This window comes from Rhodospirillales bacterium, assembly GCA_023898765.1.
Classification (GTDB): Bacteria; Pseudomonadota; Alphaproteobacteria; order Micavibrionales; family Micavibrionaceae.
This window is the reverse complement of the sequence record CP060238.1, coordinates 1,609,357-1,635,525: the sequence shown is the minus strand read 5'-3', so window position 1 is coordinate 1,635,525 and position 26,169 is coordinate 1,609,357. Positions and strand designations below refer to the sequence as shown.

General features: G+C 54.2%; 31 protein-coding genes and 2 tRNA genes. 28 read left to right on the top strand and 5 right to left on the bottom strand.

Annotated elements, in window-relative coordinates:
• From nusB to H6853_08015, 3 genes are all read left to right on the top strand, one after another.
• On the top strand, nucleotides 1–465 hold the full coding sequence (gene nusB / locus H6853_08025) for a transcription antitermination factor NusB (GenBank protein ID USO03459.1): 465 nt from the start codon (nucleotides 1–3) through the stop codon (nucleotides 463–465).
• Between the two features lie 104 nt (nucleotides 466–569).
• The gene (locus H6853_08020; GenBank protein USO03458.1) at nucleotides 570–1,064 is read left to right on the top strand and encodes a flagellar basal body-associated FliL family protein; all 495 of its coding nucleotides are present in this window, start codon (nucleotides 570–572) and stop codon (nucleotides 1,062–1,064) included.
• Between the two features lie 242 nt (nucleotides 1,065–1,306).
• The gene (locus H6853_08015; GenBank protein USO03457.1) at nucleotides 1,307–3,406 is read left to right on the top strand and encodes a sodium-translocating pyrophosphatase; all 2,100 of its coding nucleotides are present in this window, start codon (nucleotides 1,307–1,309) and stop codon (nucleotides 3,404–3,406) included.
• Nucleotides 3,407–3,568: 162 nt separating this feature from the next.
• On the opposite strand, the gene H6853_08010 is transcribed toward H6853_08015, so the two are convergent.
• Together H6853_08010 and H6853_08005 are read right to left on the bottom strand one after the other, a co-directional pair.
• On the bottom strand, nucleotides 3,569–4,060 hold the full coding sequence (locus H6853_08010; GenBank protein ID USO03456.1) for a hypothetical protein: 492 nt from the start codon (nucleotides 4,058–4,060) through the stop codon (nucleotides 3,569–3,571).
• A 73-nt stretch (nucleotides 4,061–4,133) separates the two neighbouring features.
• Nucleotides 4,134–4,598 carry an outer membrane protein assembly factor BamE gene (locus tag H6853_08005; protein ID USO03455.1) on the bottom strand — a complete coding sequence of 155 codons (465 nt, stop codon included), beginning with the start codon at nucleotides 4,596–4,598 and terminating at the stop codon, nucleotides 4,134–4,136.
• A gap of 56 nt (nucleotides 4,599–4,654) precedes the next feature.
• On the opposite strand from H6853_08005, the gene H6853_08000 reads away from it, so the two are divergent.
• The 7 genes from H6853_08000 to H6853_07970 all read left to right on the top strand — a co-directional run bounded on the left by H6853_08000 (nucleotide 4,655) and on the right by H6853_07970 (nucleotide 9,155).
• A complete protein-coding gene (locus H6853_08000; protein ID USO03454.1) occupies nucleotides 4,655–5,164 on the top strand; it encodes a ubiquinol-cytochrome C chaperone family protein in 510 nt (169 codons plus the stop codon).
• Nucleotides 5,157–5,747 carry a DUF177 domain-containing protein gene (locus H6853_07995; GenBank protein USO03453.1) on the top strand — a complete coding sequence of 197 codons (591 nt, stop codon included), beginning with the start codon at nucleotides 5,157–5,159 and terminating at the stop codon, nucleotides 5,745–5,747. The genes H6853_08000 and H6853_07995 overlap by 8 nt, the downstream gene beginning before the upstream one ends.
• A gap of 74 nt (nucleotides 5,748–5,821) precedes the next feature.
• Nucleotides 5,822–6,001: a 50S ribosomal protein L32 gene (locus H6853_07990; protein USO03452.1), complete on the top strand. Its 180-nt coding sequence runs from the start codon at nucleotides 5,822–5,824 to the stop codon at nucleotides 5,999–6,001.
• Nucleotides 6,002–6,095: 94 nt separating this feature from the next.
• Nucleotides 6,096–7,148, top strand: coding sequence for a phosphate acyltransferase PlsX (gene plsX / locus H6853_07985; GenBank protein ID USO03451.1), 1,053 nt, complete (start codon nucleotides 6,096–6,098; stop codon nucleotides 7,146–7,148).
• A 20-nt stretch (nucleotides 7,149–7,168) separates the two neighbouring features.
• Nucleotides 7,169–8,119, top strand: coding sequence for a ketoacyl-ACP synthase III (locus H6853_07980; protein ID USO04644.1), 951 nt, complete (start codon nucleotides 7,169–7,171; stop codon nucleotides 8,117–8,119).
• Between the two features lie 117 nt (nucleotides 8,120–8,236).
• Entirely contained in the window at nucleotides 8,237–8,560 is a 324-nt protein-coding gene (locus H6853_07975) for an integration host factor subunit alpha (protein USO03450.1), read from the top strand.
• Between the two features lie 142 nt (nucleotides 8,561–8,702).
• On the top strand, nucleotides 8,703–9,155 hold the full coding sequence (locus H6853_07970; GenBank protein ID USO04643.1) for a MerR family transcriptional regulator: 453 nt from the start codon (nucleotides 8,703–8,705) through the stop codon (nucleotides 9,153–9,155).
• A 56-nt stretch (nucleotides 9,156–9,211) separates the two neighbouring features.
• Here H6853_07970 and H6853_07965 read toward each other — a convergent pair whose 3' ends face one another.
• Nucleotides 9,212–9,469, bottom strand: coding sequence for a hypothetical protein (locus H6853_07965; protein USO03449.1), 258 nt, complete (start codon nucleotides 9,467–9,469; stop codon nucleotides 9,212–9,214).
• Nucleotides 9,470–9,622: 153 nt separating this feature from the next.
• Between H6853_07965 and H6853_07960 the strand changes: the two genes are divergently transcribed.
• The 9 genes from H6853_07960 to H6853_07920 all read left to right on the top strand — a co-directional run bounded on the left by H6853_07960 (nucleotide 9,623) and on the right by H6853_07920 (nucleotide 15,246).
• Nucleotides 9,623–9,700: transfer RNA gene (locus H6853_07960), tRNA-Pro, on the top strand.
• A 78-nt stretch (nucleotides 9,701–9,778) separates the two neighbouring features.
• Nucleotides 9,779–10,096, top strand: coding sequence for a divalent-cation tolerance protein CutA (locus H6853_07955; protein USO03448.1), 318 nt, complete (start codon nucleotides 9,779–9,781; stop codon nucleotides 10,094–10,096).
• Nucleotides 10,097–10,207: 111 nt separating this feature from the next.
• The gene (gene rplM, locus H6853_07950; protein ID USO03447.1) at nucleotides 10,208–10,669 is read left to right on the top strand and encodes a 50S ribosomal protein L13; all 462 of its coding nucleotides are present in this window, start codon (nucleotides 10,208–10,210) and stop codon (nucleotides 10,667–10,669) included.
• Nucleotides 10,670–10,753: 84 nt separating this feature from the next.
• Entirely contained in the window at nucleotides 10,754–11,209 is a 456-nt protein-coding gene (rpsI, locus tag H6853_07945; protein USO04642.1) for a 30S ribosomal protein S9, read from the top strand.
• Between the two features lie 132 nt (nucleotides 11,210–11,341).
• Nucleotides 11,342–12,007, top strand: a complete 666-nt coding sequence (locus H6853_07940; protein ID USO03446.1) for a hypothetical protein — start codon at nucleotides 11,342–11,344, stop codon at nucleotides 12,005–12,007.
• Nucleotides 12,008–12,025: 18 nt separating this feature from the next.
• Complete coding sequence (locus H6853_07935; protein ID USO03445.1) at nucleotides 12,026–12,691, top strand: hypothetical protein; 666 nt, start codon at nucleotides 12,026–12,028, stop codon at nucleotides 12,689–12,691.
• A 104-nt stretch (nucleotides 12,692–12,795) separates the two neighbouring features.
• The gene (locus tag H6853_07930; GenBank protein ID USO03444.1) at nucleotides 12,796–13,860 is read left to right on the top strand and encodes an aldo/keto reductase; all 1,065 of its coding nucleotides are present in this window, start codon (nucleotides 12,796–12,798) and stop codon (nucleotides 13,858–13,860) included.
• 77 nt (nucleotides 13,861–13,937) lie between these two features.
• On the top strand, nucleotides 13,938–14,597 hold the full coding sequence (locus H6853_07925) for a hypothetical protein (protein ID USO03443.1): 660 nt from the start codon (nucleotides 13,938–13,940) through the stop codon (nucleotides 14,595–14,597).
• Between the two features lie 139 nt (nucleotides 14,598–14,736).
• A complete protein-coding gene (locus H6853_07920) occupies nucleotides 14,737–15,246 on the top strand; it encodes a gamma carbonic anhydrase family protein (protein ID USO03442.1) in 510 nt (169 codons plus the stop codon).
• On the opposite strand, the gene phaC is transcribed toward H6853_07920, so the two are convergent.
• Nucleotides 15,243–17,042: a class I poly(R)-hydroxyalkanoic acid synthase gene (gene phaC, locus H6853_07915; protein ID USO03441.1), complete on the bottom strand. Its 1,800-nt coding sequence runs from the start codon at nucleotides 17,040–17,042 to the stop codon at nucleotides 15,243–15,245. The genes H6853_07920 and phaC overlap by 4 nt on opposite strands.
• 113 nt (nucleotides 17,043–17,155) lie before the next feature.
• On the opposite strand from phaC, the gene H6853_07910 reads away from it, so the two are divergent.
• The 6 genes from H6853_07910 to H6853_07885 all read left to right on the top strand — a co-directional run bounded on the left by H6853_07910 (nucleotide 17,156) and on the right by H6853_07885 (nucleotide 23,468).
• On the top strand, nucleotides 17,156–17,839 hold the full coding sequence (locus tag H6853_07910; GenBank protein USO03440.1) for an OmpA family protein: 684 nt from the start codon (nucleotides 17,156–17,158) through the stop codon (nucleotides 17,837–17,839).
• Nucleotides 17,839–19,131 carry a homoserine dehydrogenase gene (locus tag H6853_07905; protein USO03439.1) on the top strand — a complete coding sequence of 431 codons (1,293 nt, stop codon included), beginning with the start codon at nucleotides 17,839–17,841 and terminating at the stop codon, nucleotides 19,129–19,131. Before H6853_07910 ends, H6853_07905 begins: the two co-directional genes overlap by 1 nt.
• Nucleotides 19,132–19,235: 104 nt before the next feature.
• Entirely contained in the window at nucleotides 19,236–20,210 is a 975-nt protein-coding gene (glpX, locus tag H6853_07900; GenBank protein USO04641.1) for a class II fructose-bisphosphatase, read from the top strand.
• A 32-nt stretch (nucleotides 20,211–20,242) separates the two neighbouring features.
• Entirely contained in the window at nucleotides 20,243–22,069 is a 1,827-nt protein-coding gene (gene recJ, locus H6853_07895; protein USO03438.1) for a single-stranded-DNA-specific exonuclease RecJ, read from the top strand.
• Between the two features lie 114 nt (nucleotides 22,070–22,183).
• Nucleotides 22,184–23,305 (top strand): alanine dehydrogenase, encoded by a 1,122-nt coding sequence (gene ald / locus H6853_07890; protein USO04640.1) that lies wholly within the window; start codon nucleotides 22,184–22,186, stop codon nucleotides 23,303–23,305.
• An 86-nt stretch (nucleotides 23,306–23,391) separates the two neighbouring features.
• Nucleotides 23,392–23,468 (top strand) — tRNA-Asp (locus H6853_07885).
• 220 nt (nucleotides 23,469–23,688) lie between these two features.
• Here H6853_07885 and H6853_07880 read toward each other — a convergent pair.
• Nucleotides 23,689–24,351: a hypothetical protein gene (locus H6853_07880; GenBank protein USO03437.1), complete on the bottom strand. Its 663-nt coding sequence runs from the start codon at nucleotides 24,349–24,351 to the stop codon at nucleotides 23,689–23,691.
• Nucleotides 24,352–24,516: 165 nt separating this feature from the next.
• Here H6853_07880 and H6853_07875 point away from each other — a divergent pair, with 165 nt between their 5' ends.
• From H6853_07875 to H6853_07865, 3 genes are all read left to right on the top strand, one after another.
• Nucleotides 24,517–24,888 (top strand): NADH-quinone oxidoreductase subunit A, encoded by a 372-nt coding sequence (locus H6853_07875; protein ID USO03436.1) that lies wholly within the window; start codon nucleotides 24,517–24,519, stop codon nucleotides 24,886–24,888.
• A 64-nt stretch (nucleotides 24,889–24,952) separates the two neighbouring features.
• Nucleotides 24,953–25,468, top strand: coding sequence for an NADH-quinone oxidoreductase subunit B (locus tag H6853_07870; protein USO04639.1), 516 nt, complete (start codon nucleotides 24,953–24,955; stop codon nucleotides 25,466–25,468).
• Nucleotides 25,469–25,542: 74 nt separating this feature from the next.
• On the top strand, nucleotides 25,543–26,142 hold the full coding sequence (locus H6853_07865; GenBank protein ID USO03435.1) for a twin-arginine translocation signal domain-containing protein: 600 nt from the start codon (nucleotides 25,543–25,545) through the stop codon (nucleotides 26,140–26,142).
• Nucleotides 26,143–26,169: the final 27 nt, after the last annotated feature.

Here is a 26,169-nt window from a genome sequence, read left to right as displayed (position 1 = left end):
ATGATGAAAAAATCCCCCTCCTCAAAAGCCAGGCGAAGCGCCGCGCGTCTGATGGCCGTCCAGGCGGTCTATCAAATGTTTATGAACGGCCATGATTCCAAAAGCATTGTGGAGGAATATCTCCAGCACCGCAGCGGGATGGATGTGGAGGGCGAGGAGATGATCAAACCCGATCCCGACCTGTTTCAAACCTTAACAAATGGTGTGGCGCAGCACAGGGCGGAGCTGGAAAAAATAATCAAGGCCGCCCGCGCCGGCAGGGAGGATGAACAAAAAGCAAAAACGGAGCTGCTTCTGGGGGCCGTTTTGTTTTGCGGGGCGTATGAGCTGAAATTCCACCAGGATATTGATTTTCCTATCATTATTTCCGACTACCTGGAGGTTTCCAAAGCCTTCTATGACGGGAAAGAGCCGGCTTTGGTCAACGCGGTCCTTGACAAGGTGCGGCAGGCCGTCCGCGCGTGACGCGAAAATAGATACAATTGTTCCTATAAAACATCCTCTTTTAACCCTTTTTCCTTAAGATAAGTATCTGGGGCACACGCTAATCCTGGCGGGGGAAATATTCCATGAAGATGATATTGATCGGTCTGGTTGCACTTTTGGTGCTCGGCGGCGGCGCGGCCGGCGTTTATTTCTATTTCATGCAGCCTGCTGAAGCTTCCGCAGGGCCGGTTGACGAGCATGCGCAGGCGCAGGCCGAAGCCGAACACGCCGAAAAACTGGAGCAGGGCACGACCGATACGGTCGAATTTGTTGATTTGAAGCCCATGATTTTGCCGATTATCGGCGAAAACGGCGTGTCCCAGACCGTTACGCTGGTGGTGACGCTTGAAGTCGCTAAAGGGGAGTCCGCCGCAGAGATCGAGAAAATGTCTCCCCGTCTTAAAGATGCCTATCTTCAGGACATGTACGGGGTTTTAAACCGCACGGCTTCTATGGAAGGCGGCGTGCTGGACGTGAAAAAGATCAAGGCCCGTCTGAATGAAGTCACAAAGCAGGTCATGGGCGAAGGCAAGGTGAACGATGTCCTTCTTCAGGTGGTGCAGCAGCGCCCCATATAAAGATTTAAAGATTTTTTCAGTTTTTCCTCCAAAAACCCGGGGTTTCTTTCCAGAGAATCCCGGGTTTTCCTTATTTGATGCGGCTTTTTGCAGGGATTTGCCGGAAATGACCGTTCAAACGGGCATGTAAAGAGGCTCTTGCTTTGGGCTTCGAAATTGTGCAAGGTCCTTTCCAATTATTTCGGCGGGAGATGACGCTAAGGTCCTTTCGCAGGGAAACAAAAACAACTCGAGGGAAAAAGATGATTGAAGTTTATCTCATGATTGCCTGCGCTGTGCTGGCATCTCTTATTTTCGGGCAGATATGGACGCGGCAGGTGATGTCCTCAGATGCCGGGAACGACCGTATGCAGGGAATTGCATCGGCTATTCAGGAAGGGGCGAAAGCCTATCTGAACCGCCAGTATAAAGCCATTTCGATGGTGGGCGTTGTTGTGACGGCAGGGCTTTACTTCCTGCTGGGGCTTCATGTCGCCGGCGGATTTGTGATCGGCGCCGTTTTATCAGGCGTGGCCGGTTATATCGGCATGAATGTGTCCGTCCGCGCCAACGTCCGTACCGCGCAGGCCGCCAGCGAGAGTCTCGCTTCAGGGCTGGATATCGCGTTCAAATCCGGCGCCGTAACGGGTATGCTGGTCGTCGGGCTTGGGCTTCTGGGCGTGTCCGCCTATTTTTACTACCTGAACGATGTCAGGGGGTTTGAACTGCGCCAGTCTCTGGAAGGGCTTGTCGGGCTCGGGTTCGGCGCCTCCCTTATTTCCATCTTTGCCCGTCTGGGCGGCGGTATCTTTACCAAAGGGGCTGACGTTGGCGGAGACCTTGTCGGAAAAATCGAAGCCGGCATTCCGGAAGACGATCCGCGGAACCCCGCAACGATTGCCGATAACGTCGGCGACAATGTCGGGGACTGTGCCGGTATGGCTGCCGACCTGTTTGAGACCTACGCCGTGACGGTTGTTGCGACGATGCTGATTGCGTTCAACGTGTTCGACGAAGCTTCGGTTGCCGCGATGATGATGCTTCCGCTGATGATCGGCGCGATGTGCATTATCGGCTGTATTTTTGGCACGGCCTTCGTGAAGCTCGGCAAGAGCGAAAACATCATGGGCGCCCTGTACAAGGGCTTTATCGGCAGCGCGTTTTTCTCGCTCGGTTTGATGGCGATGATGATGGCCAATATCGGAACGGACGTTGAATTCACGATGGTCGGCGGGAAGACGCTTTCCACGCTGGACCTGTTCTACTGCGTCCTGACCGGGCTCGGTGTGACAGCCTTGATCGTCTGGGTGACGGAATATTACACAGGAACGGAGCACCGCCCTGTGCGCAGCGTCGCAAAGGCATCCGAAACGGGTCACGGCACGAACGTGATTCAGGGACTGGCCATTTCCATGGAAGCGACGGCCCTGCCTGTGATTATCATCTGCGGCGGGATCTATATCGCGTTCACCGTGGCGGGTCTGTTCGGGATCGCGATTGCCGCAACGACCATGCTGTCTCTGGCCGGAATGGTGGTGGCGCTGGATGCGTTCGGCCCCGTGACGGACAATGCCGGCGGTATTGCCGAAATGTCGGAATTGCCGAAGAACGTGCGTAAAACGACAGACGCGCTGGACGCGGTAGGGAATACGACCAAGGCCGTGACCAAGGGCTATGCCATTGGCTCCGCCGGTCTGGCTGCGCTGGTTCTCTTTGCGGCTTACACCGAAGAGATCAAGCATTACCTGCCGGATCTGGCGGAAATCACCTTCCCGCTTCAGGCCCCTTACGTTGTGATCGGCCTGTTCATCGGAGGGATGTTGCCTTACCTGTTCAGCGCCATGTCCATGACGGCTGTGGGGCGGGCGGCTGCCAGCGTGGTGATCGAAGTGCGCCGCCAGTTCAAGGAGATCCCCGGGATCATGGAAGGAAAAGGCAAGCCGGAATACGGCCGGGCCGTGGACCTTCTGACGAAAGCGGCCATTCGTGAAATGGTTGTGCCGTCTTTGCTTCCCGTGCTGGCTCCTGCTGTTTTGTTCGGCGCCATCTATTACCTGAGCGGTGAGATGGTTCCGGCGTTTCAGGCGCTGGGCGGCATGCTTCTGGGCACGATCGTAACGGGGATTTTCGTGGCTGTGTCCATGACCTCCGGCGGCGGGGCCTGGGACAACGCCAAGAAAGTGATCGAAGACGGCAATTACGGCGGCAAAGGGTCCGAAGCCCATAAAGCGGCCGTAACAGGCGACACGGTCGGCGACCCGTACAAAGATACGGCCGGCCCTGCCGTGAACCCGCTGATCAAAATCACCAACATTGTCGCTATTTTGCTGGTGGCGATTGTGGCGCACCTGATCGGCGCTTAGAGCCCGTACGTCATTGCGAGGCCGCCAGGCCGAAGCAATCTATAGCCAAAAGGCACAAAACTGGATTGCTTCGTCGCTTCGCTTCTCGCAATGACGACAGGAAAAAGAACAAGAAAAAGCCCCGCTTTAAGCGGGGCTTTTTTTAAATGGAATTGCCTATTTTTATTGAGGTCTGGCTTCAGTGTTGTTCTCTTTTTTCCTTCGCAGACTTTCCGCGTAGCGTTGACGCAGGTCACCCGGAAGAGATTTAAACATCCCCTGTGCAATCGTTTCCGCTGCCTTTTCCATTGTAAATTCTTTATGTCCTTCAGGGCATATCAGACGATCACTTATGGTGCCACAGGTGAAGGTCTTTGTGCCGGTACTGGTAACAAAAAATATGACGGCAGAGTTTCCTCGAACGCCCCCGCAACAAAACTCGATGGTTTTGTATTTATCGTCTGATGTATGAATTTTGTCCTTTTTATAAAAAATTTTGGAATTTGCTATTTCCATATAAGGTCTTTCTTCTTCAGGGATACGGTCTTCAATATCCGCTAAAATACCGGCCATCATGTCTGTTATTTTGGCAAGGTCATCATATTCGCCTTTTGCGGCGGTCTTAAAATGATCTAACGCCGATAGCTGTTGGCCCTCATTACTCTCTGTACTCATAAAACTCTCCTGTGATTTGTTTTGAAAACATATAAGGAAGCCCTATGTTTATGTCAACAGGGGCTGAGGAGGTCTACATCCCCGGTTTGGTATCTTTGGGGGCGTTGAATTTCCCCATATTGCCCAGAAGCTGTTCCATGATGGTCACTTCATTGCCGCCTGTGTGGGTTTTGCGGCGCACGCGGGGCACGTCCACGCGCTCCGCATCAATTTCCTGAATCGTTTTTACAATGCCGTCCGCGTCAAAAGCCACGACCACGACTTTTTCGTCCACGACCTTGGGATCGAAGAAAGCCTTTTTCTCCGTTTTTTGCCCGATATAGTACCAGACCGTATCGTCGAAGGGGGACGTCGTCGTCGGGGAGCCGAGCGACTTCAGGACGTTCTGCCGCGTGCTGACTCCCGGCGTGACTTCGGCCATGCGGTAATCTTCCACCATGTTTCCGCGGGCGGCCTGCGTGGGAGAGCACGCGCCCAAAGGCGTTCCAAGGGCGGTTGCCAAAGCCAGAAGGCAAACTGTTCTGTTTAATTTTTTCATGAATAAAGTTATAAAGGTTCCCGCTTTCGCGGGGAAGACATAAAAGGAAAAAATCTATGATTTTCGAATCTATGATTTTCAGCAGGGGACGGAAAAAACGCGCCATAAAAGCGCAGGCGCAGAAACGGTACGCCGAAGCCGCCTCGGAGGCGCGCCGGCCCGTTTTTTATGAAAGATACGGCGTGCCGGACAGTTTCGACGGGCGGTTTGAGATGCTGTGCCTTCAAGTCTTTCTTGCCTTGCGCGATATCCGGGACGATAAAGAGCTTTCGCAGGCTTTGTTTGACGAGATGTTCGTTCATATGGACCAGACCCTGCGCGAAACCGGCGTGGGGGATTTGAGCATGCGAAAGCATATGAAGCGCATGATGGAAGGCTTTCACGGACGCGCGCTGGCCTATGAAGCCGGCCTGCTTGAGGGCGGCCTGGAAGCGGCTTTGGAACGGAACGTTTACGGGACGGCAGAAAAGCCCGCGCCTGAGCAGGTCCGTTCTTTGGCGCAATATGTGCGCGCGGCCGCATCGGAGGAAGAGGTAACGGAAAAAAAGGAGATAAGGCGTGCCTAAAAGCAAAAGGGATTTACCGGAAAACGAGTGGTCGTTTTTTGTGAAGGTAGAAGATGTTTCGGACCGGCCGGAAGTGTTTTCGCTGGAGGCGGACGAGGAGTCGCGCGCCGCGCTGGCCCGCCGCTTCAATATCCCGTCGATTGAAAGCCTTTGCGCGCAGGCCACCGTCAGCCCGGTTGCCGGCGCTTTTCACGTTACCGGCCATTTAAAGGCCAAAATCGTCCAGTCTTGCATCGTGACCGCAGAGCCCGTGACGAGCGAGATAGAAGAGGATTTCGAGGGATGGTTCGCAGACAGGAGCCAGACCATTTCTTTTGCGGCGGCCAAAAAAGAGCGCGAAATACAAACGGCGCATTCGGAGGTCGAGATTCTGGATGAAAGCGAAGATCCGGAGCCGGTTATCGGTGGCCGGATTGATCTGGGAGAGCTGGCGGCCCAGCATTTATCCCTGGCGATTCCTCCTTATCCGCGTCAGGAAGGTGCGCGTTATGACTATGGCGATGAAGAGGAGGGCGCCCGCGAGGCGTCGCCGTTACGCAAAAATCCCTTCGAAGCGCTGAAAGACTGGAAGGAAAAGCGCTAGTTACCTTTTTTCCTTGCGGTTTTTGGGGTTTTAGGTTATCTAGGCGGCCTGAATTTAAACGAAGGAGCCGAAAGATGGCCGTTCCAAAGAGAAAAACAACCCCGTCCAAAAGGGGATCCCGCCGGGCGCACGATGCGCTGAAAGCCGCCAACTGGGTTGAGGATTCCCATACGGGCGAGTCTGTGCGCCGTCACCATATCGACCTGAAAACCGGCATGTATAAGGGCCGCCAGGTTATCGAAGGCAAGGAATAAAATATCCCTGCGTTCATGTGCAGCGTTCGTTTGCGCCCGTGATTGGTTAATGGTTTAATGCTATGCCCATCAACAACCAGATGCCGAAAAAATCATGACTCACCATCAGACAATTGCACTGGACGCGATGGGCGGGGATTTTGGTCCCGAAGTTGTCATTCCTGCGGCCTGTGCGGCGCTCACGCGTCTGGAAGGCACGCATTTCCTCTTTTTCGGCGATGAGCGGAAAATCAACCCGGAAATCCGGAAATATCCTGCCTTGCTCGGCGTTTCGGAAGTCATTCATACGGACAAAGCCATTTTAAGCAGCGACAAGCCTTCCGTCGCGTTGCGCGGCGGCAAAGGCTCCAGCATGCGCCTGGCCATCGAATCCGTGCAGGAAGGCCGGGCAGACGCGGTTGTTTCTGCCGGGAATACGGGGGCTTTGATGGCGCTGTCCAAGGTGCTTTTGAAATGTTTGCCCGGGATTTCCCGCCCCGCCATTGCCAGCCTTTTCCCGACCGAGCGCGGCCAGACGGTGATGCTGGATCTGGGGGCCAACCTGGCCTGCGATGCGGAGATGCTGGCCCAGTTCGCGGTTTTGGGGTCCGTTTACGCCCGCGTCGTGATGGGAATTGGAAATCCGAGCGTGGGGCTTTTGAATGTCGGGACGGAGGAGATGAAAGGACATGAAGAGGTCCGTGCCGCTGCCGGCATTCTTTCCAACATCGAATTTCCCGGCGAATATAAAGGCTTTGTGGAAGGCGACGACATCGCAAAAGGCACGGTGGATGTTGTCGTGACGGACGGGTTTACGGGCAATGTCGCGCTGAAAACGGCCGAAGGGGTCGGAAAGCTGACCTCCCACTTTCTAAGGGATGCGTTTAAGTCCTCTCCGCTGTCGATGCTGGGCTACGTCCTGGCGGCGCGCGCGATGGGGCAGATGAAAAACCGCGTGGACCCGCGCAAATATAACGGCGGGATGTTTCTGGGGGTGGACGGCGTTTGCGTCAAAAGCCACGGCGGCAGCGATAAAATCGGGACGGAAAATGCCATTCTCGTGGCGGCGGACCTGCTGAAAAACGGTTTTAACAAACGCGTGGCGTATGAAATCGAACAGGTGATGAATCAGGAATCTTTCTTTTCCCCTATTGCCTCGGACGCGTGAATTATCTTATGTCTGTGCCCATGAAATCCATTATCGCCGGAACCGGTTCCTATCTCCCCGGGAAAATTCTGACCAATGCCGATCTTGAAAAGATGGTCGACACGAACGATGCGTGGATCGTCCAGCGCAGCGGCATTCGGGAACGCCGGATTGCCGCGAAAGACGAAACGACCGGCGATATGGCGGTCAAGGCCGCCCGGAAAGCGCTGGAGGCCGCCGGCTGCGCGCCGGAAGAGATTGGCGGGGTCATTGTGGCCACCACCACGCCGGACCGGGTTTTCCCGGCGGTTGCCGTGAAGGTGCAGGCGGAGCTGGGGATTCCGCCGGGGATCGCTTTTGACGTGCAGGCGGTTTGCACAGGCTTTATCTATGCCTTGAGCGTGGCCGACAATTTCATCCGTCTGGGGCAGGCCAAAAAGATTCTGGTGATCGGGGCGGAAAAAATGTCTTCCATCGTGGACTGGAAAGACCGCGGCACCTGCGTTTTGTTCGCCGACGGCGCGGGCGCCGTGGTTCTGGAAGGGAAAGAAGAGGCGGGGGACGGCGTCAAAGGCCAGGGCATCCACTCCACACATCTTTACGCCAACGGGAACCAGCGCGAGATGCTTTATACCGATGAAATGCGTCATATCGTGATGCACGGGCGGGAGGTTTTTAAATACGCCGTGACCTATATGGCCGATATCGTCGCCGAGGTCCTCGAAAAAAACAAAATAAAGCCGGAGGAAATCGACTGGCTGGTGCCACATCAGGCCAATATCCGTATTATCGAATTCACCGCCAAAAAGCTCGATATGCCGATGGATAAGGTCGTGGTGACAATCGATAAGCACGGCAACACCTCTGCGGCCTCCATTCCCCTGACGCTGGACGAGGCGGTGCGAGACGGGCGGGTGAAGCGCGGCGACCTTCTTTTGATGGACGCGATGGGCGGGGGGCTGACTTGGGGCGCCGCACTGGTGCGGTATTAGGAAAATCTTTTACCCCTTTGAAAAGAATCAATTTTTTGTGATTAAAGTTCGGTCTGTTTCTTGACGCTGCAAGTCGCAGGGGATAGGCTGACGGGAGTACAACAAAGGAATAAAGCAATGGCTGATCGGACACTGACGCGCGCAGATTTAACGGAATCCGTTTATGAACAGGTGGGGCTTTCCCGCAACGAGTCGGCGGATCTGGTCGAACAGGTTCTGGATGAAGTTTCCAACACACTGATTTCCGGCGAGGGAGTCAAAATTTCTTCTTTCGGAAGCTTTTCCATCCGGGAAAAGGGGGAGCGCGTCGGACGAAATCCAAGAACCGGTGTAGAAGTTCCGATTTCGCCGCGCAAGGTTCTTGTCTTCCGGGCTTCCCATGTTCTAAAAGATAAAATCAGCCGGGGCCCGCGGGGGAGCGAAGCCCGGACGAAGTTCTAGAAACAAAATTAAATAATTTAAGAGAAACGAAAGACAAAAAATGATTACAGCCCATCCCACGCGGTCTTCTTCCTTAAGGTCCATGCAGCAGGAAGAGGTGCAGACCTCTCCGAAAGTCCAGTCTGTTTCGGGGCATGCGGAGATGGCCGGCCGGGTTTCCGACTCGTCGCAGAATGCGTCTTCCCGTTCCAAAAAATCCGCAACGGCGTTCCGGACGATCAGCGAAGTGGCCAAGGCGCTTGATGTGCAGCAGCATGTGCTGCGGTTCTGGGAAACGAAATTTTCGCAGGTGCGTCCGATGAAACGCGGCGGCGGACGGCGTTACTATCGTCCGGAGGACGTGGCGCTGCTCAAGCATATCCATCACTTGCTCTACACGGAAGGTTATACGATCAAGGGGGTCCAGAAGCTTTTGAAAGGGCAGGGAAAACAACAGATCGTGGCGGCTTCTGAAAGCAAGACGCAGGCGTCCCCGCCGAAGCTTGTGTCTTCCCAACAAACCGGCGGAAGCTCTGCCGCGCCTTCCTCGGGGCAACGCGCCGTTCTGGAAACCATGCTGGCAGAGCTGAAAGCCCTGCGCGACATGCTTGATTAGGCGAAGCGGCGTTCTCTCCTGCAATCCTCTACATTTCCGGGGTAGAAGACGTTCTTTTAAGAGCGGCGCAGTGAAGGAAATTCCCGGCCAAGCGTTCGGAGCGCTGCCGCAGTTCCCGTATTGCACTTTTTTGTCGCCGTTTCAAAAAGTTCTGCGAGCGCTTTGCCCCTCTTGTCGGCTGATGAGCCGTCACATGGCAGACTGGAGAGGAACAGTTGAAAAGATTCTTGTCTGTCTTTAATTTTTGTTCCGTGCAGGAAATGTTTACGGGCATATTTTACGCCCTCATCAGAAGATTTCTCGGATATTTCCATGAACTTTCTAATCCGTGATATAGCTGTTCCTCGACCGTGTGTCATTTTTCCCTCTGTCTTTGTTTTTTAAAATTTTCCATAAACTACACTTTTTTTTACCTTTGTAAAGAATTGATTTTAAAAGCCAACTCCTGTAACTGTTTTTCTTCAAGGCGGGGTGTGGCGCAGTCTGGTTAGCGCGTACGGCTGGGGGCCGTGAGGCCGGAGGTTCGAATCCTCTCACCCCGACCATCCGCTTTCGCTTACGCTACAGCGCGATTAGCGAGAAGGGTGCCTGCTAACTTCGACCTCCCACCCTCGGGGCAGATCATGAAAAAATTTTTCGTCTATATAACGGCAGGCAGCAGGGAAGAAGCGCAAAAAATCGCGGAACATCTGATAGAGGCGCGTCTGGCGGCCTGTGTGAACGTGTTGCCGGAGATGTCCTCTGTTTACCGCTGGGAGGGGAAGGTTTGCCGGGAGCGGGAGGTTGCCCTGATCGCCAAGACAACGGAAAACAAGCTGGAAGATCTCACGGCGGCGGTCAAATCTATCCATAGCTATGACGTGCCCTGCATTGTGGCGCTTCCGATTGAGGGAGGATATGCCCCGTTCCTGAATTGGATCGAGCAGGAGTTGCCCGATTAGGGTATTGGAGTACCTTACCTTTATCCTTCTGTTTTTATATGATTTTTCTTGACTGGGCGTTCGTTTTTGCGCATAACACCCCCAGTTTCGAAGATGTAAGGAAAAAACGATATGAAAACCTATTCAGCCAAACCTTCCGAGGTGGACAAGAAGTGGGTCGTTGTAGATGCCGAAGGCCTTGTCCTTGGCCGTCTTGCGGCGATTGTGGCCACGCGGCTCCGCGGAAAGCACAAACCCCTTTATACGCCGCATATCGATTGCGGAGACAATATCATCGTCATCAATGCCGACAAGGTCCGCCTGACGGGAAACAAAGCCCAGAGCGATATTTTCTACTGGCACACAGGGTATCCGGGCGGCATCAAGGGGCGTTCCAAAGGCGAAATCCTGAAAGGAGAGCATCCCGAGCGCGTGGTTGAAAAGGCCGTCGAACGGATGATTCCGCGTGGCGCGCTGGGGCATCAGGTAATGAAAAACCTGAAAGTCTACGCCGGATCCGAACATCCGCATGCCGCGCAAAATCCTGAAATTCTGGATATTGCGTCGATGAACCCAAAAAACAAGAGGGCTTAACAAATGGCTGACAAAAAAGAAGAAAAGACAAAAGCCGCACCGGTGAAAGATCTCAAGGATCTGGCAAAAACGGTTGTGGCGGATATGGCCGAGGTCAAGGCCGAAGCGAAAACGGATGCGGAACCTGTAAAGCGTGAGCCGAAAATGGATGCTCTGGGCCGCGCCTATGCCACAGGCCGCCGGAAAGAATCCGTTGCGCGTGTCTGGCTGAAAAGAGGAAAAGGGCAGGTTGTCGTGAACGGCAAACCGCAGGACCAGTATTTTGGCCGTCAAACGCAGCTTTTGATCCTGAACCAGCCTTTCCTGGTTGCAGGCCGCGTAGGAGAATTCGACGTGATGTGCACAGTGAAGGGGGGCGGGCTCTCCGGTCAGGCGGGCGCGATCCGGCACGGCATTTCACGCGCCCTGGAGAATTTCGAACCGGACCTGCGTCCGGCGCTGAAAAAGGCCGGCATGCTTGCCCGTGACGCCCGTATGGTCGAACGGAAGAAAATCGGCAAGCACAAAGCCCGCCGTTCCAAACAATGGGCGAAGCGTTAGGCCGGCGCCAAAACGGTTTTCAGATATCGAATACAGGAAACGGGCCCCGGAAGGGGCCTGTTTTTTAGGTTGACGCCGGAGCGGTTTAGTTTTATGGAATATGTTTTGAGGTATGGAAGGAGAAGCGTTGCGATGTCAACGAGTGGTTCACCGAAGCAAGTGGTCGAAATTGATCCGCGCATTTTAAAAGATGCGGTTAGAAGTTTTATTCCTGTTCTGTTTGCTATTCAGGTAGCTTCTCTCGGAGACGTGCTGAAGATAAAAAGAAAAGTGGAAAAGCCGGATTCGGGGAGGAGTATTACAGACAAATTTTCCGACACGGCTGATCTTAAAGGAATGGTAAAAGCGGCCGTTGCGGCAAGGGTTTTAAGTGCTGCGGCGGAAGTTTTCAGCGGTCTTAGGGACGCGGAGAATGTCATCGCACAAATAAACGGCCTGAATCAAAAAATGCTTTCTGAAGCTATAGATTCGAATCAGCCGAAGAAACATATCTCCAAAATAGACGGCTTGGCCGGGCGTGAATATCGTGAATATGTGCAAACACATCCGGCAAATGAGGAAGAGAGGGCAGAGCGCAGCAGGGCAGCATGGCAATACATTAAAAAGCTATGTGAAATCCTGGCGGAAGGCACGCCTGCGACGACGGCGAAGGCGCGTCTGGAGAGGGCAACGACTGTAGATGTTTCTATAATCCAATCTGCAATAGAAGATTTCCAGTACCTTCTTTTATGGAGCGTTGATACCGTTTCTTCACTTCCGAATCCTGCCGTTGCTCCTGCTATGCGTCCTGACGGATAGAAAGGGAAAGCGTTTGATATGGACTCTGCGGATTCAAGGTACGACGTTTTTAAAATAGACCCGGCGGTTTTTACGGACGCGGTCACCAAGTTTTTGCCTGTTTTATCCTCTCTTCTCGGGCAGTGGCAGAAAGAGATGCGTGAGATATTTCCCGGCCTTGGGCAAAATGTCCCGGGATCAGGTCTTCAGGGCGTTTTTTCCGGGCATGCCGATCCTGTGGCCTATCTTAAACTGAGAATACAGGCGGATATTTTACGGGACGCGACAAACATTTTTACAGGTTTTGTCAGCGCAAAGGACGTTGTTGAAAAAATAAATAAACTGAATACGGATCTTGTTGTGGAAACGGCCTGTTCGTCACGGTCAATCGACTATACAGCAAAAATGGCCGGTTTCGCGGGGGCCGTATATGAACAGACGCAGGCGCAAACTGCGGAAGAAAAGGAATTTCAAAGAAACCTTTCCCGGAAATGCATTCAAAACATATGCTGCGCTTTGACGGTTTGCGCGCCGAAAGTCATCACTATGGCGGCATCAAACGGTGCGTCTCCTGTAGGGTTAGTGGGACTGGAAACGGGCATTGTGCAGCCGGCCTTGAAGGAATTTCGCAGCCGCCTTTTGAAGGGCGCGGACGCCCTTTATTCAAAACCGGGGACGGATCCGCAGCCGCCGCGTTTCCATTAATATTTCGAGCAGGTTTCCGGCGGCCGGAAAAAAAGAAAGCGGAAAAGGAGCCTTTTCAAAAGGCTCTTTTTCTTTTATGGGTACGGGTGCAAAGGAGGCGCAGAATGAAATATTCAAATCTGGGAACGAGCGGCCTGAAGGTGTCACGCGTGTGTCTGGGCACGATGACATGGGGCCAGCAAAACAGCGAGGCGCAGGGCCACGAACAGATGGATTACGCGCTGGAGCGGGAAATCAATTTCTTCGATACGGCCGAGCTTTATGCGGTTCCTATCAGCGAGCCCACCTCCGGGCGCACGGAGGAAATTATCGGCACGTGGTTTCAAAAGAGCAGAAAGCGCGAAAAGGTTATTCTGGCCACGAAGGTCGCCGGACCCGGTATTTCGTGGATCAGGGGTGGGGAGCCTTTGACGGGCCAAAGTGTTCGCACAGCGGTTGAAGGGTCTTTAAAGCGCCTGCAGACGGATTATATCGATGTGTACCAGCTCCACTGGCCCAACCGGCCTATCCCGCATTTCGGGCATAACCATGCCGGAGTGATTGATTTTGCGGCGGAGGATACGGCTGAAATCGAAGACAATCTTCTTGATATTCTGGAAGCTCTTGGCAAAATCGTGAAGGAAGGAAAGGTCCGGCATACAGGGCTTTCGGACGATACGGCGTGGGGGATCATGAAATATAACGAACTGGCCAAAGCCCATGGCCTGCCGCGGATGGTGTCTATCCAGAATGAATTCAGTCTGCTGGACCGCTCCGACGATCCCTATGTGGCGGAAACCTGCGTACGCGAGAACGTGGCTTATCTGCCGTGGTCGCCTTTGGCTTCTGGAATGATAAGCGGGAAATATCAAAATGGCGCACGGCCGGAAAATGCACGATGGGCTGTTGCAACGAGAGTGCGGCCGGAAGGATTCGATGCTTTCCGGAGTTCTGTGCAGGCCCACGCCGCCGTGGACGCGTATATCGCCGTGGCGAAAAAACACGGGCTGGACGTGTGCCAGATGGCGCTCAAATTCATAGATAAGCAAAATTTTGTGACCTCCACGATTATCGGGGCAACCTCCATGGCGCAGCTCACAAGCAATATAGATGCGTTTGACATGGACCTGCCGGACGAGGTCATGGCCGACATCGATGCGGTTTACAGGAAATATCCAATCCCGTATTAACCTCTTTTGTCGTTGACGTAAAACGGGACAGAGACTATGAAAAGTGTTTTGTTCATAAACAATGGAAGGATTTCACTATGTTAATAATTGGTTCGGCGGACGAAAAAGTTAGTATCGACCCGGATATTTTTAAAGATACGGTTGCGGATTTCCTTCCTGTTTTGGCCACGCTTCAAGAAATAGCGGCGACAAGTCTGGACAGGGCGGAAACTGAGATAGAAAATACACCGCAGGTGATACTGACGGATAGATTTTCCAGATGGGGCAATCCTGAAGAAGTCGTTAAAATGACGTTTGTGAAAGCCGTTTCGGAAAGGGCGCAAAGCATCTTTGGTCCCCTTGGAAATGCGGCCGATCCTGTTTCCGATATAAACACCTTGAACGGGAACATTATCGATGAAGTTTTGAAGACGCAGCAGCCGCGGGATTTCGTTTCCAAAATGCTCGATTTGGTTGGAAAGGACTATGTGGACGTTTGTGCGCGAACCCCGCAGGAAAAGGCCGAACAAAGGCGTGTTTGTACGCAGTATATAAAGGATATATGCACCGTTCTCACAGAAGGCGCGCCGACGACAATGGGAAAGGCTTCCCGAATGGGGGCAAGTGTCCGCCATCTTGCGATTGCAGAGGAAGCTTTGGATGCGTTCAGGAAGGATCTTTTGAGCAAGGTAGAAAGGGCCTGCCTGCCACCGGCACCGGCCGCAGACCGGGGAGGGTTTCAGCCTAAAGGCCTTTAATTCTTTTTGTCATTGCGAGCGACCAGCGGGAGCGCGGCAATCCAGAGCCTAAAGGGAATATTCTACCATCAAGGGCGCAAGTGGATTGCTTCGTCATTTCATTCCTCGCAATGACGGCTTGAGTTTGTTAAATTCCGGAATGGTCAATATTCTTCCCTACCGCGATATTTTACCCAAAATCGGCAAGGGTGTCTTTGTCGCGCCGACAGCCTCCGTCATCGGGGACGTGGAGATCGGTGAAGGCAGCTCGATCTGGTTCGGCTGCACGCTTCGGGGGGACGTGCATGAAATCCGCATCGGGCGGCGCACGAACATTCAGGACGGCAGCGTCATTCACACCACGCGCAAAGTCTCCGGCACTTACATCGGAGACGATGTCACGGTGGGGCATATGGCGCTTCTCCATGCCTGCAGGATAGGAAGCCGCGCTTTTATCGGGATGGGGGCCGTCGTGATGGATCAGGCCGTGGTGGAGGACGAAGCCATGGTGGCCGCCGGCGCTCTTTTAACGCCGGGCAAGCATGTGCCATCAGGCCAGCTTTGGGGCGGAAGCCCCGCCCGCTATATGCGGGACATTACGCCGGAGGAACTGGCTTTTTTCACCGTGTCCGCCAATAACTACGTCGAACTGGCCAGAGAGTATCTTTAGATTTTTTTCTTCACGTAGCTGCCGGGCGCAGGTTCAATGCCCTTTGCAGGCTTGCGGGCTTCAACTTCCGGCCCGGTAAAATCCTTCACCCATTTTTGCCAGTGCGGCCACCAGGAGCCTTTCGCTTTTTTTGTATTTTTCATCCAGTCTTCGGCGTTTTTGAGCAGCGTGCCGGAGGTTTCGTATCCGTATTTGTTTTTCGCCGGCGGATTCACCACGCCGTTTACATGACCGGAGCCGGACAGGACAAACGTGACGGGACCGCTAAAAAGTCTGGCGCCGTCATAGGTGGCCTGCCATGGGGCAATATGGTCCTCGAAGGTGGAGAGGAAGTAGGAAGGCGTTTTGATCTTGCTGATATCAAGAGGGGTTTCATCCATCCGGATGCCGTCCGGGCGCACAAGCGCGTTTTCAATATACATTTTACGCAGGTAAAAGCTGAACATGGCTTTGGGCATGTTTGTGGAATCGTTGTTCCAGTAAAGCAGGTCGAAGGGAAACGGCTCCTTGCCCATCAGGTAGTTGTTGATGACAAAAGACCAGATCAGGTCGTTGGCGCGCAGGGCGCTGAAGGTTCTTTGCAGCGTTTTTCCCTCCATCAGGCCCGTCTTTTCCATTTTCCTGTTAATGTCGTTCAACTGGTCTTCGCCGATGAAGAGCTTTAGTTCGCCGGCCTTTTCAAAGTCGATCAACGTGGTAAAGAAGGTCGCCGAAACAATTTTTTCCTTTTCTCTTTTTTCTGCCATCCAGGCCAGGGTCATCGCCAGTAAGGTGCCCCCGATACAATAACCGATTGCGTTGACGTCTTTTTCGCCGGTCGCTTTTTTGATCTGGCGCAGGGATTCGATTACGCCGGCCTGCATATAATCTTCAAAACGCGTCTGGGACATGTTCGGGCCGGGATTGACCCAGGAGATCATAAAGACGGTGTGGCCCTGCCGCACAAGCCAGTTTACAAGAGAGTTTTCGGGGGTCAGGTCCAGGATGTAATATTTGTTGATCCAGGGTGGCACGATCAAAAGAGGGCGTTTAAAGACCTTTTCGGTTTGCGGCGCGTACTGGATAAGCTGCATAAGGTCGTTCTGGAAGATAACGCGGCCTTTGGTCGCGGCAATGTTCCTGCCGATTTCGAAGGCGTCTTCGTCCGTCGTGCTGATATTGATCTGCCCTTTCCCGCGGGCCATATCTTCCAGAAGGTTCTGGAATCCCCGCACCAGATTTTCGCCGCCGGTTTTCAGTGTTTCTTCCAGCACTTCGGGATTGGTCAGAAGAAAATTGCTCGGGGCCATGGCGTCGGTCACCTGCCGTGTGTAAAAATCAAGCCGTTTCATTTCCTCAGGGCTCATTCCTTCGGTTTCGTGCAGGCTCTCCAGCATCCAGTCTTTCGTCATCAGGTAGGATTGCTTGATAAAATCAAACAGGAGGGTGCTTTCCCAGCTTTCGTCGCGGAAACGGCGGTCTCCGGCCCCGGGTTTGTAGAGGTCGGAAACGGGTTCCCCCTTGGCGCGCAACAAGGCGTTTTGCCAGAGGCCCATCCACTGCGTCCAGTAATCCGTTTGCAGCTTGATCAGCTTTTGCGGGTCCGACATCAGGGCCTTCATAAAGGCCGCGTAAGAGTCCTGAATGTTTAACGGCGAAGATGTCGTGTTCAGAGGAAGGGGACCGTTTTCTTTCATATAATCCTGAAGGAGCGGCCCCATTTTCTGAAAGGATTCCGCCATGATCCGTCCCAAAGCCACAGGATCAAACGGGGCTTTGGGGTCCTGAACGGTTTTTTCCTTTTTTTTCGCAGACATCGCAAAGGGGAATCTGCCTGAGAGAAGAGGGAAAAGCAACAAAAAGCGATCTTGCATTTTCGGGACGTTTCGGCCACATTGGGGCAATATTTTTACGGGTTTGGGAGAGTGTTTTGAAACGTCATTTTAAAATTTTAGCAATTTTGGGAGTGGCCTGTGTTCTGTCCGGCTGTTCGTCCTACCGGTCCGGCGGCATAACGCAGGAGCAGGGGCTTGCGCCGATGGAAACGCCGCCGTTGAAAACGGCGCAGGACCCTGATCTGATGATGAAGATGCAAGGGCCGGCCACGCAACAGAGCCGCTATATCAGCGCGTCGATGGCCGCAGGCGGCGTGGTGGCGCCGCAGGATTCCCGCGTCACGGTTTTTCCCGTCGATAGCTATCAGGCGCCATGGTCTTCCGGGGCTTCGGACTCTCCTTATGGCTATGCGGCGGATTTTCCGGCGCAGCCAGCCGGCGGGTGGCATGTTTATTTCGACCACGGGTCTTCGTCGCTGAACAGAGAAAGCCGTCAGGTTCTGGAGCAGGTGGCGCAGGACGCAATGTTCGCGCCCGTCGAGCGGGTTACGGTTGAAGGGCATGCGAGCGCCCGCTCGGAAAGTCCCGATCCTGTGCAGGGGCGTATTTTGAATTTGAAAGAGTCGATGAACCGGTCTTATGAGGTTTCCAAAAACCTGATCCGGCAGGGCGTGCCGCCGGAAAAAATCAAAACGGTCAGCTGGGGGGACAGCAATCTGGCTCCGGGGATAAGCGAAGCCGAAGCGCGCCGTGTTGATATTTTCGCCGGAGAGCGTTAGTGCCGGAGGCTCTGCGTATCGGGATTGCGGGCCTTGGAACCGTCGGGGGCGGGCTGGTCCGGCTTCTTCAGAAAAACGGGGCGCAGATTGCCGCGCGCGCGGGGCGGCCGATCGAAATCACCCACGTCAATGCCAGAGACAAGGCGAAGGATCGCGGAGTTGATCTGTCCGCCTATCAATGGGTGGATAATCCTCTGGAGCTTGCGGATAAGGGCGGGCCGGATATTGTTGTCGAGCTGATCGGCGGGAGCGAAGGGGTTGCCAAAGAACTGGTCGAAAAGTCCTTATCTGCCGGAAAGCATGTCGTGACGGCCAATAAAGCGCTGCTGGCGCATCACGGGATGGCGCTGGCGGCCCTTGCGGAAGAGACGGGGGCGTGCCTGAACTACGAAGCCGCCGCGGCGGGCGGAATCCCCATTATAAAATCTTTGCGGGAGGGGTTTGCGGCCAACAATATCGAAAGCCTTTACGGTATTTTGAACGGCACCTGCAACTATATCCTGACACAAATGCGCGAAAGCGGCAGGGCGTTTGAAGACGTTTTGCGCGAAGCGCAGGAAAAAGGCTATGCCGAAGCGGATCCTTCCTTTGATATAGACGGGGTGGACACCGCCCACAAACTTTGCCTTTTGACCGCGCTGGCCTACGGCGTGCGGCCCGATATCGAAGCGCTAAAAATCACGGGGATCCGGAAAATTTCCGCGCTGGATATTTCTTTTGTGGAAGAGCTTGGCTACCGGGTCAAGCTTTTGGGAATCGCGCAGCGCCTGAACGGAAAAATCATGCAAACGGTCGAACCCTGTCTCGTGCCCAGGAAAAATTCCCTGGCTTTTGTCGGCGGCGTTTTTAATGCCGTTTTTACCAAAGGCGATTTTGCCGGAGCGTCCATGGTGACGGGGCGCGGCGCGGGGGCCGGACCGACAGCGTCTTCTGTGGCGGCCGATCTTATTGATCTGGCGCGCGGTATTCATCTGCCGGTGTTCGGCGTTTCCTCCGGCGCCTTGCAAAAAGCGGAGTGGGTCGAAGAGAAGGATATTGTGAACTGCTATTACCTTCACTTTTACGTTCACGACAAACCGGGAGTCATCGCCGATTTATCCGCTATTCTCAAAAAATACGATATTTCAATCGAACGCTTCATTCAGCCCGGACAGGGGGGGGAAGCGTCCGTTTCGATTGTCATGGTCACGCACGAAACGGATAAAGCTTCGATGCGCAGGGCGATAGAAGAAATGAAAGAATTGTCCGCGCTGACGCAAGAGCCTGTGTGTTTACGTATTGAACGTATTTAATCAATCCTTTATAGCTTCTTCATGTTCCGAAATTAACAGGCAGGTGTTTTATGGCGGCAGACAGTTCTTTTCCTTTTGCACATTCCGCAGGCGAGGCGTTTTCCATGGACAGGAACCTCGCGCTGGAGGCTGTGCGTGTTACGGAGGCGGCGGCTTTGGCGGCCTCCAGAACCGTCGGGCGCGGCGATGAAAAAGCCGCAGATGCGGCGGCCGTCGATGCCATGCGGGAGGCGCTCAATTCGCTGGCCATTCGCGGCACGGTCGTGATCGGCGAAGGCGAGCGCGATGAAGCGCCGATGCTTTATATCGGGGAAAAGGTCGGAAACGGACATGGGCCCAAGGTAGATATTGCGCTGGATCCGCTGGAGGGAACCACCATTACGGCCCGGGGCGGGCAAAACGCGATTGCCGTGATGGCGATGGCGGATGAAGGCGGGTTTTTGAACGCGCCGGATACCTATATGGAGAAAATCGCCGTCGGCGCGGGAATCCCCGCAGATGTTCTGGATCTGGATGCGCCGATCGAGGACGTGCTCAAGAAGGTCGCCAGGGCCAAAGGCGCAAAAACAAGCGATTTGCTGGTCTGCATTCTGGACCGTCCGCGCCATGAAACGCTTATTCGGGACGTCCGCGCCGCCGGCGCGCGTATCAGCCTGATACAGGACGGGGATGTCAGCGCCGTGATTGCGACGAACGAACCCGAAAGCGGCATTGATCTTTATGTCGGAACCGGCGGGGCGCCCGAAGGGGTGCTGGCCGCCGCCGCTCTGCAATGCATCGGCGGGGCGATGCTGGGGCGTCTGGTTTTCCGCAGCGATGAGGAACGCGCACGGGCCGACAAATGGGGCGTTACCGATTACGACAAGATTTACACGACGGATGATCTGGCCAAGCCGGACAATGTGATGTTTGCGGCCACGGGCGTGACAAACGGCACGATGTTGCCGGGTGTGCGGCGCTATCCGGGCGGGGCAAAAACCTATTCTATCGTGATGCGGTCCAAATCCGGCACGATGCGCAATATCGAAGCGGTCCACAATTTTAAGCGCAAGAGCGGTTTTGATGCAATGGACGGGTAATTTCTGGCACCTGTTTGTGCTACAAAGGACGAATGTCCGATTCTGTTCTTGATGTTCAAAAATCCCTGAATGAGGCGCGCTGGTCGTTTTTGCCTGTGGATGAGGCGGCGGTGGCCCGCATGTCCCAGAATTACGGCCTGCCGGAGTTCGTAGCACGCATGTTGACGCTGCGCGGGGTGACGCCGGACTCCGTTGAGGCGTTTTTGTATCCGACGCTGCAGAAAAACTTCCCCGATCCTTTTGATATGGCGGGCATGCGCGCCTTTGCCGAAGATCTGGCAGACGCTGTTATGCAGGGGCGGAAAATCGGAATTTTTGCCGATTTTGACGTGGACGGCGCAACGTCTGCGGCGGTCCTGATCCGCTTTTTCAGGGCGCTGGGGCAGGAGCCGCCGGTCTATATTCCCGATCGCCTGAGCGAAGGATACGGTCCCAACGCAAAGGCATTTGAAAGCCTGAAAGAGCAGGGGGCGGAGATTGTCCTGATTGCCGATTGCGGCATTACGGCCTTTGAACCGATTACGCGGGCGCGTGAGATGGGGCTGGAAATAACCGTTTTCGACCATCATGAAGCCGAAGAAACGCTTCCCGATGCCAATCATATCATCAACCCCAAACGGAAGGACGACATATCGGGACTGGACATGCTCGCGGCGTGCGGGGTGAGCTTTATGGCCTGCGTGGCGATCAATAACGTTTTGCGGGAGAAGGGCTATTACAGCGACAGGAACCTGCCTGAACCAAAACTGAAACAATGGCTCGATATTGTGGCGCTTGGAACCGTATGTGACATGGTGCCGCTCACGGGGGCGAGCCGCCTTTTTGTCCGGGTGGGATTCGAACAGATTTCCAGCAGCGATAACCCGGGGATCAGGGCGCTGTGCGAAGTGTCCAAAATTGAAGGCGCGCCCACGGTGCAGCATGCGGGGTGGTCTTTGGGGCCGCGCATCAATGCGGGCTCCCGGGTGCATAAATCCGATCTGGGGGCGAGATTGCTCTCCAGCGACGATCTGGAAGAAGCGCGCTCTATCGCCTGGACGCTCGAAAAATGCAACGAGGAGCGCAAGGAAATCCAGTCCGCCATGATGAAGGAAGCCATCGCCCGCGTGGAACGGGAAGGGCTGGAGCGCCATCCTGTGATTGTGGTGGATTCGCCGGAGGGTCATCCGGGGCTCAGCGGTCTGGTGGCGGGCCGCCTGAAAGAACGCTTTGGCAAGCCGGCCATTGTCGTCACTTATACGAAGAACGCGGAAGGTTTGCCGGAAGGGCGCGGATCGGGCCGCTCTGTCGCCGGTGTCAATATGGCGCAGGCTTTTATCGCGGCGCGCAATGACGGTTTGCTGATTAACGGCGGCGGACACGCAATGGCGGGCGGTTTTTCGCTGGAGCCGGACCGGCTTCCGGCCTTTACGGAATTTTTATACCAAAACTTCAAAAAACAATTAGAGTGTATTGATTTAACAAAAGAAACAGTCGTTGACGGCGTGGCTTCGGTTCAGGGGGCGCAATTGGAGTTCATTAAAATTCTGGAAGGAAATGTGGGGCCTTTCGGCGTGGGAAATGCGGAGCCTGTTTTTGCGCTGGCCAATGTGCGGGTTCACAGCGTCGATGTGCTGAAAGAAAAGCACATCCGCGCGCTGGTCAGCGACTGGGAGGGCGGAACGCGCATGAAGACAATGTTGTTTGGCGGGGTCGGGACTCCTCTGGGAGAGGCCCTGCTCAAAAAGTCCCGCCAGCCGTTTCATTTGCTCGGAAAATTCCAGATCAACCGGTGGCAGGGCAGGGAGAGCGTCGAGTTTCATATCTCCGACGGGGTTTTGATGATGGGCGAAGAGACGTTGCAAGAGAGCGCGGCGTAGCCACGTTTCAGAAAAAACCGTTTTTTTGTGCGTTGCATGTAGGCAAGGGGCAGGGCGGCTGCTAGATTACCCCCGGTTTTCACCCTGAGTTCATCCTGTAAGGAGGTAATGAATATGATTGTCGGCGTTCCCAAAGAAATCAAACCGCAAGAGCATCGTGTCGGGCTGGTGCCCGCTTCCGTCAAAGAATTTGTCGCCCACGGTCATCAGGTTCTGGTCGAGACGCAGGCCGGAGGGGGGATTAACTACACGGACGACGACTACAAGGCCGCCGGCGCGGAGGTTATAAGCACCGCAAAAGAAATATTCGACCGGGCGGATATGATTATCAAGGTCAAAGAGCCGCAGCCGCAGGAATGCAAGATGTTGCGGGAAGACCAGGTCCTTTTCACCTATCTTCACCTGGCCGCAGACGCGCAGCAGACACAGGGGCTTATTGACTCCGGATGTGTGGCGATTGCCTATGAAACCGTTACGGGGCCGGGCGGAAAAGGGTTGCCGCTTCTGGCGCCCATGAGCGAGATCGCGGGCCGTTTGTCCATTCAGGTCGGCGGGGCCTATCTTTTGAAGCATCTGGGCGGGCGGGGCCGTCTGATCGGCGGTTCTCCGGGGGTCGAGCCCGCCAATGTCGTCGTCATCGGCGGCGGTGTCTCAGGGTACCATGCTGCGCAAATGGCGGTGGGGATGCAGGCCAATGTGGTTATCCTTGAAAAAAATCACGATCATATCCGGCGGCTGGACCAGCATTTCGGCAGCCGCGCCCGGGTGATCCAGTCCAGTTGCGATTCCCTGGAGCGTTATGTTCTGGATGCCGACCTCGTGGTGGGGGCGGTGCTTATTCCGGGGGCCGCCGCGCCGAAGCTTGTGACCAAAGACATGATCCGGAACATGCGTCCGGGCGCCGTGGTGGTGGATATCGCGATCGATCAGGGGGGATGTTTTGAAACCTCTCATGCCACCACGCACAGCGATCCGGTCTATACGGTGGACGAGGTCATCCATTACTGCGTGGCGAATATGCCCGGCGCGGTGCCGATGACATCGGCGCAGGCGCTGAACAACGCCGTCCTGCCTTATGCGCTGGAGCTTGCGGATAAGGGCTGGAAACGGGCGCTGGCCGATAATCCGTCTTTGATGGAAGGGCTGAATGTCTGCAAGGGCGAGATTACGCATCAGGGCGTGGCCGAGTCTTTGGGGTTGCCCTTTAACCCGGAACCTGCGGAATTGGCGGCTTAAAAGACAAAATTCCGGAATTGGGACGCAAGAGCGTGAAAAGATGTTGCTTTTTCGTCCTCTATTCCCTAAAACCGGAAGCCTGAATTGCGGGTGTAGCTCAGTTGGTTAGAGCGCTGGCCTGTCACGCCGGAGGTCGCGGGTTCAAGTCCCGTCACTCGCGCCATTCATTTTTGCTTCTTATATTACAAAAGCTTGCCGCCCCTCATTTTTCAAGAATGTCTGTTTTTCGTCATTGCGAAGGAGCGTAGCGACTGAAGCAATACAGAGCCAAAAGGCAGGTTTCTGGATTGCCGCGCCGCCCGCCTTTGCTAAAAGCTCCGGCGCGGCGGCTCGTAATGACGGGACGGATACCCTGATTTTTTGTTTTACGCAAACGAAGATGTTTATGCGGGGATGAGTCCCGAGGCTTTCGCCATTTTTATGGCCGCTCTGATTTTTTCAGGCATGGGCATCCTGTCCGCCGGCAGCCGTTCAACGGGAATGCAGGAAACGCCTTTGTGTTCCTCTGCCCAGATTTTGCTGACTTTTGCAAACACATGGTAAAGCCGCCGCGTGGGTTCATAAATGGCAATGTCTTTATCCGATAACGTTAAAACATCGCTGTGCGATGACGTGTCGCAGGGCTTGTTTTTATCAAGCTGTACGAGTGTCACGGGCTTTCTCATGAAGGCATAGGCGTCCTCCGGCGTAAATTCCGTCGTATCGATATCAAACCCGACGAGGCATTCCCCTTTTCCGGGAGGTTTCTCAAGGGCCGGATCGACAAGTTTTGTAATGCGGTCCTCAAGCGCGTCCGGGTCGATATGAAAAGCCTTCAGGGCGTCCGCCAGCCCTTCGCCTTCTTTAAATACGTGAAGATTCCCGCCCGGCACCCGTTTGAAATTATCCCCGGTAAGTTTTAAGGGAGCGTCCGGCGCGGTTTTTTTAGCACTCCACCAGAAGACCGTTTTAAAGCATTCAGACTGAAATTTACTTAGAGAATCAACCTGAGACTGAACTTCTTTCAGGAGTTCGGCTTGATCTTGGGGTTTTAAATAAAAAAACATAAGAAAATACCGTGTTCTATAAAAATTCTATAAATTAGAAAAGGCTTATAAATTAGTTTCCAGATTATTTCAACGGAATAATTTGTGATGGGAGTCTGATGTTTTCAGTGATAAGTTGTTTTTCGGGCTTAACAGTTTGCACTTAAGACTTTACAATCCGGCATCATGGCGTCTGACGATTTCCTTTTAAATTACCTGCCCATCCTGATTTTTATCGGGATTGCGGCTGTTGTGTCCTGCGGCGCGCTTGTGCTGTCCGTTCTGGCGGGGAGCCATCATCCCGACGAAGACAAGCTGTCCGCCTACGAATGCGGATTCGACGCTTTTGACGATGCCCGCCGGAAATTCGACGTCCGGTTTTATCTTGTGGCGATTCTCTTCATTATCTTCGATCTTGAGATTGCCTTTTTGTTTCCGTGGGCGGTGACGCTTGGCGATATCGGCCTTTTCGGTTTCTGGTCCATGATGGTTTTTCTGGGTGTTTTAACGGTCGGCTTTATCTATGAGTGGAAGAAGGGCGGCCTGGATTGGGAATAAAAGCATGAGTCATGACCGTAAAGTGATCGCCGCGCCGCGCGTGCCTTTGACGACCCGTGTTCCGATGCCGCCCGCCCCGGAACAGGATGTGGTGCCGCAGGCGATTGCGGCGCAATTAAAGGATAAGGGGTTTTTGCTCACGCAGACCGACCATCTCTTCGACTGGGCGCGGACGGGGTCCATGTGGCCCATGACCTTTGGCCTTGCCTGCTGCGCGGTGGAGATGATCCATTCCTATATGAGCCGGTACGATCTCGACCGTTTCGGCATTATTCCCCGGCCTTCGCCGCGGCAATCCGATGTGATGATCGTGGCGGGGACGTTAACCAATAAAATGGCGCCCGCGCTGCGGAAGGTCTACGACCAGATGCCGGAGCCGCGCTGGGTCATTTCCATGGGTTCCTGCGCCAACGGGGGCGGATATTACCACCATTCCTATTCCGTGGTGCGCGGGTGCGACCGTGTGGTGCCCGTGGACATCTATGTGCCGGGCTGCCCGCCAACGGCCGAAGCCCTTGTTTACGGGCTTCTCCAGCTCCAAAGGAAGATCCAGCGCGAAGACACCCGTCTGCGCCGATAATATATTGACATAAAACATAAGTTTCCTTTATAATTGTTGTCAGTTTTAATGAATGGACGCGAAAGGGTGTTGTTATGGGGATAACCAGAAGAAATTTTTTGAAATTTTCGGCCGGTGCAGCCGCTGCCGTAATGGCTCCCGTCCCGCTTACCGGCGCTTTTGCCGGCGCGTCCGCCAAGTATGAACATCCGAACGAGTTTGCAAAAAAATTACGGGACGTTCCTGTCGAGGACTGGGGCAAAAGAGGTTTTTCGCAACAGATTCAGGCTTATGACGACAAGGACAAGGGTAAGCTCTACGACAAGCTGGAAAGAGAAATCGGTGTCAGGGAGAAGGCAACGACCAGATTTATGGATCAGATAGAACGCAGCGCCGAAAATGGAAGCTTGTCGGATAGCCGGTACGATAAGGCGGCAGAGATTGAACCTGCCGAATTTGCAGAGATTGCAAAGGAGCACGTGAATAACGCCATGAAATATCAGGATGACCCGACGGATGAAAACCGCGATATTCTGACCCACCAGCGCGAGGCGCTGAACCAGAGACTTGAAGAGGCAAAAGAAGGCGTTCTTTCAAGATACAAGGATGCAATTTATCAACAGCCGGAGGTGACGCCGGATCCTGCCCTCAGATCGGCAGCGATAATGCGGCCTACGGAAAACCTGACGGTTTAACCGGGAAAACAATAAATATCCTTTGAA

Coding starts and splice junctions, on each gene's coding strand:
- nusB (USO03459.1), top strand. CDS start 1: ATGATGAAAAAATCCCCCTCCTCAAAAGCCAGGCGAAGCGCCGCGCGT.
- H6853_08020 (USO03458.1), top strand. CDS start 570: ATGAAGATGATATTGATCGGTCTGGTTGCACTTTTGGTGCTCGGCGGC.
- H6853_08015 (USO03457.1), top strand. CDS start 1,307: ATGATTGAAGTTTATCTCATGATTGCCTGCGCTGTGCTGGCATCTCTT.
- H6853_08010 (USO03456.1), bottom strand. CDS start 4,060: ATGAGTACAGAGAGTAATGAGGGCCAACAGCTATCGGCGTTAGATCAT.
- H6853_08005 (USO03455.1), bottom strand. CDS start 4,598: ATGAAAAAATTAAACAGAACAGTTTGCCTTCTGGCTTTGGCAACCGCC.
- H6853_08000 (USO03454.1), top strand. CDS start 4,655: ATGATTTTCGAATCTATGATTTTCAGCAGGGGACGGAAAAAACGCGCC.
- H6853_07990 (USO03452.1), top strand. CDS start 5,822: ATGGCCGTTCCAAAGAGAAAAACAACCCCGTCCAAAAGGGGATCCCGC.
- plsX (USO03451.1), top strand. CDS start 6,096: ATGACTCACCATCAGACAATTGCACTGGACGCGATGGGCGGGGATTTT.
- H6853_07980 (USO04644.1), top strand. CDS start 7,169: ATGAAATCCATTATCGCCGGAACCGGTTCCTATCTCCCCGGGAAAATT.
- H6853_07975 (USO03450.1), top strand. CDS start 8,237: ATGGCTGATCGGACACTGACGCGCGCAGATTTAACGGAATCCGTTTAT.
- H6853_07970 (USO04643.1), top strand. CDS start 8,703: ATGGCCGGCCGGGTTTCCGACTCGTCGCAGAATGCGTCTTCCCGTTCC.
- H6853_07965 (USO03449.1), bottom strand. CDS start 9,469: ATGGAAATATCCGAGAAATCTTCTGATGAGGGCGTAAAATATGCCCGT.
- H6853_07955 (USO03448.1), top strand. CDS start 9,779: ATGAAAAAATTTTTCGTCTATATAACGGCAGGCAGCAGGGAAGAAGCG.
- rplM (USO03447.1), top strand. CDS start 10,208: ATGAAAACCTATTCAGCCAAACCTTCCGAGGTGGACAAGAAGTGGGTC.
- rpsI (USO04642.1), top strand. CDS start 10,754: ATGGCCGAGGTCAAGGCCGAAGCGAAAACGGATGCGGAACCTGTAAAG.
- H6853_07940 (USO03446.1), top strand. CDS start 11,342: ATGTCAACGAGTGGTTCACCGAAGCAAGTGGTCGAAATTGATCCGCGC.
- H6853_07935 (USO03445.1), top strand. CDS start 12,026: ATGGACTCTGCGGATTCAAGGTACGACGTTTTTAAAATAGACCCGGCG.
- H6853_07930 (USO03444.1), top strand. CDS start 12,796: ATGAAATATTCAAATCTGGGAACGAGCGGCCTGAAGGTGTCACGCGTG.
- H6853_07925 (USO03443.1), top strand. CDS start 13,938: ATGTTAATAATTGGTTCGGCGGACGAAAAAGTTAGTATCGACCCGGAT.
- H6853_07920 (USO03442.1), top strand. CDS start 14,737: ATGGTCAATATTCTTCCCTACCGCGATATTTTACCCAAAATCGGCAAG.
- phaC (USO03441.1), bottom strand. CDS start 17,042: ATGTCTGCGAAAAAAAAGGAAAAAACCGTTCAGGACCCCAAAGCCCCG.
- glpX (USO04641.1), top strand. CDS start 19,236: ATGGACAGGAACCTCGCGCTGGAGGCTGTGCGTGTTACGGAGGCGGCG.
- recJ (USO03438.1), top strand. CDS start 20,243: ATGTCCGATTCTGTTCTTGATGTTCAAAAATCCCTGAATGAGGCGCGC.
- ald (USO04640.1), top strand. CDS start 22,184: ATGATTGTCGGCGTTCCCAAAGAAATCAAACCGCAAGAGCATCGTGTC.
- H6853_07880 (USO03437.1), bottom strand. CDS start 24,351: ATGTTTTTTTATTTAAAACCCCAAGATCAAGCCGAACTCCTGAAAGAA.
- H6853_07875 (USO03436.1), top strand. CDS start 24,517: ATGGCGTCTGACGATTTCCTTTTAAATTACCTGCCCATCCTGATTTTT.
- H6853_07870 (USO04639.1), top strand. CDS start 24,953: ATGCCGCCCGCCCCGGAACAGGATGTGGTGCCGCAGGCGATTGCGGCG.
- H6853_07865 (USO03435.1), top strand. CDS start 25,543: ATGGGGATAACCAGAAGAAATTTTTTGAAATTTTCGGCCGGTGCAGCC.